Consider the following 11736-nt stretch of genomic DNA (forward strand, 5'->3'; position numbering starts at 1 on the left):
TTACAGTGTGGCCTCGATCGCGCGGGCGGCGGCAGCGGGGTCCTCGGCGCGGCTGATCGGGCGGCCGATCACCAGCACGCTGGCACCGGCATCGCGCGCGGCGCGCGGGGTTACGGCGCGCTTCTGGTCGCCCAAAGTGGCATCGGCAGGGCGCAGGCCGGGCACAACAAAGAACCCGTCCTTCCACTGGCGCTTGATCGCGCCCACTTCATGGCCCGAACAGACAATGCCATCCAGACCCGCGCTATGGGCCAATTCGGCCAGGCGCAAAGCCTGTTCCTCGGCGCGGGCCTTGACGCCCACGCTGGCCAGATCATCATCGTCAAGACTGGTCAGCACGGTGACCGCCACCACCTTGGTATGCTCGCCCGCCGCTGCCTTGGCATCTTCCATCATGGCGCGGCCGCCGCTGGCATGGATGGTGACAATCGCCGGTTCCAGCACATGGATGGCCTGCATCGCGCCGGCCACCGTGTTGGGAATATCGTGCAGTTTCAGGTCAAGGAAGATCGGCAAGCCCACCTTGGCGATTTCATGCACGCCATGGTGGCCATGGGCGAGAAAGAATTCCAGCCCCAGTTTCAACCCGCCCACATGGTCCTTCACCTTCTGGGCCAGCGCTTGGGCGGCATCCAGACGGGGCAGGTCAAGGGCGAGATAGACGGGGTTGTGGTTCATGGGATAACTCGCTTCAGGAATGGACGGGATCGGCAGCTTTGGCCGCTTCCAACTGGGTCGATGTTGCCAGTGGAGGCGTGGGGGTAAGCGCCTGAATATTGTTTTCCAGCATGGCAATCCGCCGTTTCAGCCGCCAGCGCCGCGCCTTGTTAAGCAAGGCCGTGGGCAGCGCACCCAGCAGATAGAACACCAGCGCCACAATGCCCACCGGCCATTCCACATGGAGATAGCCCGATTCCAGTGGCCACAGGTTCAGCGGTGCCTTGTGCCAGTTGATAGCCACAAAGGCGGTGGCCAGCATGGCGATCAACAGCCAGAGCGCATTGCGCAGGATTTGCATGGCTAACCCTTCTCGTTTTGCCGCTTTCGCACAGACATTGTGGTCAAGACTAGGCGGGAATGGCGGCGAAGGGAAGAGGGCGCGCAAGGACAGGCCTCACGCGCCCCGATGATCGGAATTAAGCGCCGAACACGCGGTCAAAAATCACGTCCACCGCCTTGAAATGATAATCAAGGTTGAAGCGTTCTTCGAGCTGTTCGGTGGTCAGGGCTGCGGCCACTTCGGGGTCGGCTTTCAGCAGTTCCAGCAAGGACAGCTGGCCGTCCGATTCCCACACTTTCATCGCATTGCGCTGCACCAGACGGTAGGAGGCGTCACGCTCCAGACCGGCCTGCGTCAGCGCCAGCAACACGCGCTGCGAATGGACCAGACCGCCCATGCGGTCGAGGTTCTTCTGCATGCGCTCGGGATAGATCACCAGCTTGTCCACCACGCCGGTCAGGCGGGCGAGTGCAAAGTCCAGCGTGATCGTGGCATCGGGGCCGATGTAGCGTTCGACCGAGCTATGCGAGATATCGCGCTCGTGCCACAGGGCCACGTTTTCCAGCGCAGGCGTCACCGCCGAACGCACCACGCGGGCAAGGCCAGTCAGGTTTTCGGTCAGCACGGGGTTGCGCTTATGCGGCATCGCGCTCGAACCCTTTTGGCCGGGCGAGAAATATTCTTCCGCTTCGAGCACTTCGGTGCGCTGCAGGTGGCGGATTTCGGTGGCCAGACGCTCGATCGAGGAGGCGATCACGCCCAGGGTGGCGAAGAAGAAAGCGTGACGGTCGCGCGGGATCACCTGCGTCGAGACAGGTTCCACCGACAGGCCCATCTGCTCTGCCACATATTCTTCCACGCTGGGGTCGATATTGGCAAAGGTGCCCACCGCGCCCGAAATGGCGCAAGTGGCGATTTCTGCGCGGGCGAATTGCAGGCGCGCCTTGTTGCGGCTGAATTCGGCATAGGCCTCGGCCAGCTTCTTGCCGAAAGTGGTGGGTTCGGCATGGATGCCATGGCTGCGGCCGATGGTGGGCGTATATTTGTGTTCAAACGCGCGGCGCTTGATGGCGGCCAGCAGCGCGTCGAGGTCTTCGAGCAGGATGTCGGCAGCCTTGGCCAGCTGGACCGACAGGGTGGTGTCCAGCACGTCCGAGCTGGTCATGCCCTGATGCATGAAGCGGGCTTCGGGGCCAACCTGCTGGGCCACCCAGTCAAGGAAGGCGATCACGTCATGCTTGGTCACCGCTTCGATCGCGTCAATCGCGGCGACATCGATGCTGGGCTTGGTCGCCCACCAATCCCACAAAGCCTTGGCGCCCGACATGGGTACGACGCCCAGTTCACCCAGCTTCTGTGTGGCATGGGCCTCGATCTCGAACCAGATCTTGTAACGGGCTTCCGGTTCCCAAATGGCGGTCATTGCCGGGCGGGCGTAACGAGGTACCATGCTTTCCTCCGCAGTAGGGGGCGCAAGGGGCTCGCTATGCAGCGGATATTGCGCCCTGCGCGTCAAATCTGCCGCGGGCGCTAGGCGGAGTGGGGGCGAAAGGCAAGAGGCGGCTTGGCCTAAAGCGGCGCTTCATGCCCGCTTCAGGCCGGTTTTAGGCCGTCAGGCGGGAACCGCGATTTTCTCCTGCACCGGCAACAGCGCCAGATCTTCCAGCAGGTTGGCGATCTCTTGCGGCGCGGCGCTGTTCATATCGGCCAGTTGCGGCACGCGGGGCAAATCCAGATGGGTCAGGCCCAGCAGGAACAATTCGCGATAGGCCACGCGCTCGCTCATCCCGCGCCCGATGCGGAAACCGGCCACGGGTGCCAGATGGGCCAGTGCCGCGTCGAAACGCTGCTGGTTGACGCTGGGACCTTTGGCTGCGCCGCCGCGCAGGCGGTTGGGCACCACAATCCAGTCGGTGCCATTCATGCCGCGCCGCACTTTTTCGTCGCGGATTTCATTGACCATGCGGGCAAAGAAGGCCGGTCCCAGCAATTCATGCGTGGTCGGGTTGAACCGGCCCAGCAGGTCCAGATCGACAAAGGAGGCATTGATCGGCGTCAGCAAAGTATCCGCCAGAGCGATAGCGCGGCGGGCCAGCGGCGAATCCGATCCTGCCACATCGAGCAGGATGTAATCGGCCTGCCAGCCAATCCGCACCAGTTCCTGACACAGCATCGCGCCCGAACTGTGCCGAAATACGGTATGGGTGGGGCTGGGCAGGTTGATCGAGAGGCGCTTGGCCGTGGCTTCGCGGAAGGCCAGCGTGCGGGCGACCGATTGCTGGCGCGGGTCAAGATCGAGCACGGCCACCTTGTAACCGGCATCGCACAGCGCAATCGCGGTGTGAAAGGCGAGTGTCGATTTGCCTACGCCGCCTTTTTCATTGGCCACCGCGATGATGCGGGCCTTGGGGCGGCTGCGGCCGATAATGTCATGCACCACCACCAGCGGATGCTCGCCCTCATTGGCGACATCGCGGCGGGGCGTGTCGGCCTTGGGCGTGATGGCCATGCGCGGCGGGCTGTTTTTGGTCAAAGTGTCGGTAAAGCGGTTATCCGCTTCACGCGGTTTCCAGAGGCGGCTGGCAGTGGCAGTGGCAAATCGCTTGAACACGTGCAGACCCTTTTATACGACCGTGATGCAAGGTTGCCTGCCGCCCGTCGCGCCATCATGGGTTTGCGCGCCGATAGTCGGCCTGCAAATTCCCTTTCAGAAGCGTATCTTAAGCCGACCCCCAGCTTGGAAACCGCCCGATAGAGGCGGTATGTTGCATTGTGGTTGCACCATACTCGCCGCGACTCGCTCGATTTTGGAACAAGTTACTCCGTTTTCAGGGAAAGGCATCAGTTCGAATCACGTATTTTGCGCCGAAACGTATCATTTTGGCGCAGCATTGGGGGTTGGCCTACAGCAAGCCCCGGGCGCGGAGTGAAACATGCCCCTCGCGGCCGATGATCACATGGTCATGCACCCCGATGCCCAACAGGCGTCCGGCCTCGGCGATGCGCTGGGTGATCTGGATGTCGGCGCGGCTGGGTTCGGGGGAGCCTGACGGGTGGTTATGGACCAGAATGAGCGAGGCCGCGCCCAGATCCAGCGCGTGGCGGATCACCTCGCGCGGGTGAATGGCGGCTTCGTCCAGACTGCCATCGCCGACATGTTCGTCATGGATCAACCGGTTTTTGGTGTCGAGATAGAGCACCCGCACCCGCTCCTTGGTCAGATGCGCCATGTCGATGGTCAGATATTCGAGCAAAGCAGACCAACTGTTGAGCAGTGACGCGCTGCTGGCCTGGGTGCGGGCAAAACGGCTGGCGGCCAGCGCGACGATGCGGATGGCCGCGGCGCTGGTTTCGCCCATTCCGGGGTGCTGCACCAAGGCGGCGGCATCGGCGTGAAAGACACCGGCCAGAGAGCCGAAGCGGGCGAGCAGCGAGCGGGTCAGAGGTTTGGTATCGCGGCGGGGTATCGCGGTGGTGAGCAGATATTCGAGTATCTCGTGATCGCCCAAAGCCTCTGCTCCGCCCTGCAGCAATCGCTGGCGCAGTCTTGCGCGATGGCCGGTGGGATCATGGGCTAACACTTTGAGTTGGTCCTGCACCAAGGCATCGCTGGCAGGGTCGAGCGCGCCGAGCAAATGGCCGCCATGGGCCTCGCGCAGGCGGTTGGCCGACGTTGACCGACGCTCTCCCCGATAGGTGAAGGGTGGTTTGCTCATAGGCTTTCTCCCTTGCAGGCAGGGTTGTCTCCCTGCGGATTATTGCGGATTAACTTGCCTTCTTCCGCGCGCATGCGCAAGAGGAAGCCATGGCCGAAGCTGAGCGACACATCGAGGCAAATGAGCAGGATGGCGGGCGGCCAAATTTCCGCCTGCGCGCGCGCCACGGATTGGCGATAGGGGCGGGTTTGCTGGCCCTTGGTCTGGGGCTGGGTTGGAGCCAGCGTGTATCCATTGCCGACCGGATGATTACGGCGCAGGCCTATAGCCTGCATCTGCCCGCGCGTTATCGCATCGTCGAACTGGATTCATCACATGTGGTGCTGGCCGATGTGGTGATTGGTGATCCGGCGCGTCCCGACGCCAGCGCAAGGCGGGTCGAGGTCTTGCTTGGCTGGGCGGGGGGCTTGCCGGGCATGACGGCGGTGCGGGTGGATGGCGCGCGCGTGCTGGCGCGCTGGGTGCAGGGGCGGGCCAGTTTCGGCGCGCTGGACAAATTGATCTATGCGCCCTCCGATCAACCGGCGCGACTGCCGGACGTGGATTTGCGTCTGAACGATGCGCGGCTGTCCTTTGCGGGGCCGACAGGGCCGGTCGGCGTTGCGTTGGCAGGGCGCGGGCGGTTGAGCGACGGGTTTTCAGGGATTGTGGCGGTGTCGGCGCCGCATATCCAGGCTGGTGCCTGTTCGACGCAGGCCTCGCTGACGGGCCGGATTACGACATCCAATGGGGCGCCCATGCTGGATGGGCCGCTGCATCTGGGTTCGCTGGCCTGTGGCAAGGACATGCATCTGGCCGGTGGATTGGTGGCGGTGAAGGCGCGGCTAGCCTCGACGCTGGATAGCGGCGGGGCGGATCTGGCGCTGGCGGGCGGTGTTTTGCGCTATCGCGGAGCCTCGGCGGCGGCGATCAGCGGCCCGCTCAAACTGGCCTACGGTCAGGGCGCGGTGAATGCGGTGTGGGATCTGGCGGCTGTGCATGCGCAGGCGGCCGGTTTGACGGCGCAGCGCTTTGGCCTTGCCGGTCACCTCCGTTTGGGCCTCGACAATTTCCGCATGGATGGCGAGGGCGAGATTTCGGGGCAGGCTCTGGCGCCCGACAAGGCCAGTATGGCGGCTTTGGCCCGTGCAGGCGCGGCGGCGCAGGGCACCTTGGCCGCGCCTTTGCTGGCCAGCTTGAGCCGTAATCTGCAACGCGAGACTGCCACAAGCCAGTTGAAGGGGCGTTTCGTCCTGCATGCGGGGCAGGGGCGGATGAGCGCGGTGGTGCCCGAAATGATGCTGCGCGGGACCAGCCTTTATCCTTTGCTGGAGGCCAAGCGGCTGACTTTAGTGGCGCAGGGCGGGCATATGCGCCTGTCGGGCAGTCTGACCAGTGCGACTCCGGGCCTGCCGCGCATCGCCGCCAGGATCGAGGGCGACGGGCAGGCCTTGCGCTTGTCCATGGCCGATTATGCCGTACAGGGGGCAAGGCTGGCGCTGCCCGAACTGGTGGTGATCCGCAAGGGCACGCAAGGGCTGGCATGGCAGGGCGAGGTGATCGCCACGGGCGGCTTGGCCGAGGGCGTGCAGGTGGCCGATCTGCGCCTGCCGCTGAACGGTTCACTTGACGGCAGCGGCCTGTCGCTATGGACCCGATGCAGCAGGGCCGAGTTTGGCGGACTGAAGGCCGGTGAATTGGCGCTGGATGCGGGCGCGGTGGATTTCTGCCCCAGCGGTGGGGCGGTATGGCGCGGAGGCCGTTTGGGCTTGCGCTTGCCGGAGCTGGCGCTGCGCGGGCGGATGGGCGATCAACGCCTGACGCTGGATAGCGGGCCGGTGGAATGGAACGGAGCGCAGATGTCGGCGCGCAAGCTGGCGCTGAACATGGGCGCTGGCGACAGCGCGGTGCAGATGCGGCTTGGTGCGGTGACGGCTACGCTGGGTGCTGCGCCTCAGGGGCAGTTTAGCGGTCTGGATGCCACGATGGGCGTGGTGCCGATGGCCTTGCAACAGGCGGGCGGCGCTTGGCACTGGGCCGATGGCGGGCTGACGCTGGACGGTCTGGCCTTGACTGTGGCGGATCGGGAGCGGGTGGCCCGTTTCTCGCCGCTGGTCGCGCGAGAGGCGAAGCTGACTTTCCGCCATGGCGCGGTGGCGGCGCAGGCCGAATTACGCGAATCGAAAAGCGACCGGCCGGTGGTGCAGGTGGCGCTGGGGCATAATCTGGGCAGCGGGCGCGGCTTTGCTGATCTGACGATCCCCTCCTTGCGCTTTGACCAGAATTTCCAGCCCGATATGCTCTCCCCCTTGGTGCAGGGCACGATTGCCAATGCCCGCGGCACGGTGGACGGGCAGGGCCGAATCGATTGGGCAGGCGGGCGCGTGACCAGCCATGGCAGCATAAGCAGCAAGGGCTTTGACTTTGCCGGTCTGGCAGGTCCGGTCAAAGGCGTCGAAGGCAGGATCGAATTTATCGATCTGCTGGGGCTGGTGACCGCCCCGCATCAAACGCTGAAGATTGCCTCGATCAACCCCGGTATCGAAGCCACCGATGGTCTGGTGCGTTTCACCATGCATCCGGGCGCCTTGCTGGAGGTGGAGGACGCGCGTTGGCCCTTCCTCGATGGGCAGATGGTGATGAGCCCTGCACGCCTGCAATTGGGCGGCGTGGCGGTACGGCGATTCGAATTGCAGGTTTCAGGCATCAACGCCGCCAAATTCGTCGAGCAGATGAATATGAGCAATCTAGCCGCGACCGGCTCGTTTGACGGGCGCCTGCCTCTGGTGTTCGACCATAATGGCGGGCGCGTGGTGGGCGGTGAACTGGTATCGCGTGCAGGGGGCGGCAGCGTCTCCTATGTCGGCGCGCTCAGCTATCGTGACCTGTCGCCAGCGGCCAATATGGCCTTTCGCATGTTGAAGTCCCTGCGCTTTACCGAAATGCGGATCGGGATGGATGGCGATATTGCGGGCGAAGTGGTGACGCGGGTCAGCATGAAAGGCCTGTCGCAGGGCAAGCTGGCCAGTCGCAACTTCCTGACGCGCCAGATCGCCAAGTTGCCCCTGCAGTTCAACATCAATCTGCGCGCGCCTTTCTATGCTTTGATCGGTTCGCTGCGCTCGCTTTATGATTCGAGCTATGTCAGCGATCCGCGCGATGTGAAATTATCGCCCGCGGCCAAGCCTTCTTCCACCATTCAGCCTCCAGCAAGCGAGTCCCGCCCATGATGCTTTTAACCCAGATGATCCACGCCAAGTCGTTTCGAGGCTTGAAAGTGGTTAGCCAAGGGCTGGTGTTGGGGGCGATGGCCTCGGCGCTTTCGGGCTGCATCACGGTGCAGGCGCCGGACAAGCCGATCGTGATCGAACTCAACATCGCGATTACACAGGATGTTACCTATCGTCTGGCGCCCGATGCGGCCAAGACGATCCAGAACAACCAGGGGATTTTCTGATGGGCCGGATCATGATAAGCGTGAAGAATATGGGCTTTGGCCTGATGGTCGCCGCGCTGGCTTTGCCCTTGGTTGCCACGCCCGCCATGGCGCAGGGGCGTGATCCGGCCTATGCCGCCGCGCGTGCTGCGGGGCAGGTGGGGGAAATGCCCACGGGCTTTCTGGGTATCGTGGGTTCGCCTACCCCGGATTTGAAGCGGATGGTCGATGACATCAACATCCGCCGCAAAGCGGTCTATGCCGAGCGGGCGCCGGGCCAGCATGCCACTTTGGAACAATATGCCTTCACCATCGGTTGTCAGCTGATCGCGCAGACTTTGCCGGGGGAGAAGTATCAGTCGCCCGAAGGTCAGTGGCTGATCCGCGGTAACGGTGCGGCGACCCGTGATGCGCGTTGCCCTGCTTGAAGGGCGCAATAGGCTGATGAAATAAGCCTTTTCCCGCCTCCTGCCGATGGTGTGCAGGGGGTGGGCGGGGCGCCGAAGGCGGCGCCCGAGTGATTCGCGGATGCGCTCCTGAAAGCTGCGGCAAAAGCAGCGATATTGCCCAGCGCGGCAATTTTCCCGCATACGAACCCATAGGAAAACGCCCCGATTGGCTCTGGCCTGCGCGATGCGACCTTGCGACCGGTTGACTTGATGTTACCCCCCGCCTAAGGGGCAAGCGCCCTGGGCAGACAGCCGTTGTTCAAGCACGCCTTGTCGCAAAAGATTCCGGCTGCGGAATCGGGCGCGAGGAGGTGGGAATGGACGATCGGCCAGAAGCGCAGGATTGCGGCGATAGGGACGCGCGCATGCAAGCGATCGATCTGCGGCTTCAAGAGTTGCAGGAACGCGAGCAGGCCCGCAAGGCGCCGAACGGGGGGGCTCAAGCTGATGCTAATTATCGGCTGGGCAATCGCGTTCTGACCGAACTTATTGCCGGAATTGGCGGCGGCGCATTCTTTGGCTGGGTCATTGACCGATTTGCCGGAACGCGCCCCTGGGGTCTGTTGGTGGTGATGGCGCTTGGCACCATTGTCGCTTTCAGGAACATCATCCGGATTTCGTCCCCGAGTCCCGACCAGCCTGAATAAGGCGGGGGCGAAGGGCGCAGATAGACAAGAGGGCATTATCGTGGCTGAGCAGGGCAAAGTCGATCCGATGCACCAGTTCATGATCGAGCCGCTGTTCGGCACCGATCATTTGACGCTTGGCGGCTATAATATCGCCTTTACCAATTCGGCGCTGTGGATGCTGATCACCACTGTCGCCCTGTTTGTATTCGTGGCTGGCGGTTCGAAGAAGCAGCTGGTTCCCGGCCGTTGGCAGATGGCGGTGGAAAGCCTGACCGGCTTTATCGACAATCTGCTGGCTGCCAATGTCGGCCCTGCTGGCAAGAAGTATGTGCCTTACATCTTCTCTCTGTTCAGCTTCATCCTGTTCGCCAACGTGCTGGGTCTGCTGCCGCTGGGTCTGGTCGGCGTTCACCCCTTCACCGCGACCAGCCATTTCACGGTCACCGGCGTGCTGGCAGTTCTGTCTTTCGCCATCGTGCTGATCGTTGGCTTCAAGCGTCACGGCCTGCACTTCTTCAGCCTGTTCGTGCCGCATGGCACTCCGGGCTGGCTGCTGTGGCTGATCCCCTTCATCGAGCTGATCTCGTTCCTCGTGCGTCCTTTCTCGCTCGCCCTGCGTTTGTTCGTGGCGATGATGGCAGGTCACGTGCTGCTTGAGGTTCTGTCCAGCTTCGTTATCGCCAGCACCAACTCGGGCTTCCTGTGGGGCACGGTGGTCGGTCTGCCCAGCTTCCTGCTGATGATCGCCATTTGCGCACTGGAAATTCTGGTGGCTGGTATTCAGGCTTATGTTTTCGCTCTGTTGACCTCGCTGTATCTCAACGACGCTGAGAACCTGCACTGAGTTTTTCAAAGTTTCTTACTGCAATACAAGTCTTTCAACCCAACGAATTTCGTTCAAGAGGAGTTATGGAAATGGACGCAACTGCCGCAAAGCTGATCGGCGCTGGTCTGGCTGCTATCGGTGCTGGCCTTGCCGCCATCGGCGTGGGTAACGTCTTCGGTTCGTTCCTCGAATCCGCACTGCGCAACCCCGGCGCTGCCGACGGTCAGCAGGGCCGCCTGTTCATCGGCTTCGCCGCCGCCGAACTTCTGGGTCTGCTCTCGTTCGTCGTGGCGATGATCCTGATCTTCGTTGCCTAAAACGAAGTTTTGGCGACGGGGGGATCTGTCGCTGGTGGTTTGATGCCACCGTATAGCGCCTGATCCCCTCCGCCTTATGAATTTACCCCGGCTTGGTGCCTTGGCCTATGGCTCTGGTGCCTCCAGCAGCGGTGAAGCCCTCCGGCCTTCGGGTCGGGGCGCACAGCAACCGGAACCTACGATGCCTCAGATTGCGCAGCTATCCGCAACCTATGCGTCCCAGATCTTCTGGGCGCTGATCTTCTTCGGCTTTGTCTTTTTTGTCATCGGTCGCGGCTTTGTGCCCGGCGTGCTGGCAACCGTGGCAAACCGTGACAAGCAGATCGCCGACGACCTCGCCGCCGCCAAGGCTGCACGCACGGCCGCTGAAGCTGCCGAGGAAGCGTGGAAGCAGACGGCCGCCAAGCAGCGCGCCGACGCGCATGCCCTGATCGCCGCTGCAAAGCATGATGCGACCTTGGCAAGCGAAACCCGTTTGGGCGAAGCCGCCGCTGCGGTGGATGCGCGTATGGCAGAAGCCGATGCGCGTCTGGCCGCCGCCAGCGCCAGCGCTTTGCAAGAAATTGAAACCGTCGCCAGCGAAGCGGCTGTGTTGATCGCCCAGAGCCTTGCCGGCCTGACGCTCGACGCCGATGCCGCCCGCGCTTCGGTGAAGGAGGTGCTCCATGGCTAACCTCGTAACTCTGGCTATTCTGGCCGCTGGCGCTGTTGCCGAACATGGTGGCCATGAGGCTGCCGAACCGGTGGCATTCGGTGGCGTGTCGGCTGCCCAGATCGTCGCTGCCTCGATGGCGGTGCTGATCCTGGTCGCGCTGTTCCTGAAGGTTCCGGCCACGGCTGCCAAGGGTCTCGACGGTTCGATCGCCGAGATCAAGAAGGCACTGGACGATGCCAAGGCCCTGCGCGGTGAAGCCGAGCAGCTGCGCGCCGACTATGCCAAGCGCATTGAAGGCGCCCAGCAGGAAGCCGCTCAGCTGGTGGCTCATGCCCAGACCGAAGCTGCCGCGATTATCGCCAAGGCCGAAGCCGATACCAGCGCCATGATCGCTCGCCGCGAGAAGATAGCTGGTGAAGCCATCGAAGCGGCTGAGCGTGCCGCTGTTGATGGTCTGCGCGCAAAGGCTGCTTCTGCTGCCGCAGCCGCTGCCCAGCAACTGATCGCCAGCAATTATGGCGCTGATGCCGACAAGGCTCAGGTGGATGCGGCTATCGCTGCTCTCTAAGTCCTCAGTCCCTTTGGCACGAAATAGAAAAGCCCCGCCTTGGCGGGGCTTTTTGCGTTTGGGGTGCAGGTGGCGCCCGTGGCTTGAACGCTGCTTTGTCGTAACATATGCCCTTACGCAGCATTGCGCTTGATGCGGTTAACTAAGTGTCCGACAGAGAC

Annotated in this window: 13 protein-coding genes; 8 read left to right on the plus strand and 5 right to left on the minus strand. The window is 62.9% G+C overall.

Going from position 1 to position 11736, the window contains the following annotated elements:
• From pyrF to radC, 5 genes are all read right to left on the minus strand, one after another.
• A complete protein-coding gene (gene pyrF, locus EOE18_RS14170; protein ID WP_127710671.1) occupies nt 1-678 on the minus strand; it encodes an orotidine-5'-phosphate decarboxylase in 678 nt (225 codons plus the stop codon).
• A gap of 13 nt (nt 679-691) precedes the next feature.
• Nucleotides 692-1018, minus strand: a complete 327-nt coding sequence (locus tag EOE18_RS14175) for a LapA family protein (protein WP_127710674.1) — start codon at nt 1016-1018, stop codon at nt 692-694.
• A 118-nt stretch (nt 1019-1136) separates the two neighbouring features.
• On the minus strand, nt 1137-2450 hold the full coding sequence (gene purB, locus EOE18_RS14180; protein WP_127710676.1) for an adenylosuccinate lyase: 1314 nt from the start codon (nt 2448-2450) through the stop codon (nt 1137-1139).
• A gap of 162 nt (nt 2451-2612) precedes the next feature.
• A complete protein-coding gene (locus EOE18_RS14185; protein ID WP_246027461.1) occupies nt 2613-3611 on the minus strand; it encodes a division plane positioning ATPase MipZ in 999 nt (332 codons plus the stop codon).
• Nucleotides 3612-3903: 292 nt separating this feature from the next.
• Entirely contained in the window at nt 3904-4716 is an 813-nt protein-coding gene (gene radC, locus EOE18_RS14190) for a RadC family protein (RefSeq protein WP_127710678.1), read from the minus strand.
• Nucleotides 4717-4805: 89 nt separating this feature from the next.
• Between radC and EOE18_RS14195 the strand changes: the two genes are divergently transcribed.
• From EOE18_RS14195 to EOE18_RS14230, 8 genes are all read left to right on the plus strand, one after another.
• A complete protein-coding gene (locus tag EOE18_RS14195; protein WP_127710680.1) occupies nt 4806-7925 on the plus strand; it encodes an intermembrane phospholipid transport YdbH family protein in 3120 nt (1039 codons plus the stop codon).
• The gene (locus tag EOE18_RS14200) at nt 7922-8152 is read left to right on the plus strand and encodes a YnbE family lipoprotein (protein ID WP_246027462.1); all 231 of its coding nucleotides are present in this window, start codon (nt 7922-7924) and stop codon (nt 8150-8152) included. Before EOE18_RS14195 ends, EOE18_RS14200 begins: the two co-directional genes overlap by 4 nt.
• Entirely contained in the window at nt 8152-8559 is a 408-nt protein-coding gene (locus EOE18_RS14205; protein WP_127710682.1) for a YdbL family probable chaperone protein, read from the plus strand. The genes EOE18_RS14200 and EOE18_RS14205 overlap by 1 nt, the downstream gene beginning before the upstream one ends.
• Before the next feature lie 386 nt (nt 8560-8945).
• A complete protein-coding gene (locus EOE18_RS14210; protein ID WP_246027463.1) occupies nt 8946-9227 on the plus strand; it encodes an AtpZ/AtpI family protein in 282 nt (93 codons plus the stop codon).
• A gap of 40 nt (nt 9228-9267) precedes the next feature.
• Complete coding sequence (locus EOE18_RS14215) at nt 9268-10053, plus strand: F0F1 ATP synthase subunit A (protein ID WP_127710686.1); 786 nt, start codon at nt 9268-9270, stop codon at nt 10051-10053.
• A 71-nt stretch (nt 10054-10124) separates the two neighbouring features.
• Entirely contained in the window at nt 10125-10352 is a 228-nt protein-coding gene (locus EOE18_RS14220; protein WP_127710688.1) for a F0F1 ATP synthase subunit C, read from the plus strand.
• Nucleotides 10353-10533: 181 nt separating this feature from the next.
• Complete coding sequence (locus tag EOE18_RS14225; RefSeq protein WP_127710690.1) at nt 10534-11025, plus strand: F0F1 ATP synthase subunit B family protein; 492 nt, start codon at nt 10534-10536, stop codon at nt 11023-11025.
• On the plus strand, nt 11018-11575 hold the full coding sequence (locus tag EOE18_RS14230) for a F0F1 ATP synthase subunit B family protein (protein WP_127710692.1): 558 nt from the start codon (nt 11018-11020) through the stop codon (nt 11573-11575). Before EOE18_RS14225 ends, EOE18_RS14230 begins: the two co-directional genes overlap by 8 nt.
• Nucleotides 11576-11736 lie beyond the last annotated feature (161 nt).

The organism is Novosphingobium umbonatum (assembly GCF_004005905.1).
Classification (GTDB): domain Bacteria; phylum Pseudomonadota; class Alphaproteobacteria; order Sphingomonadales; family Sphingomonadaceae; genus Novosphingobium; species Novosphingobium umbonatum.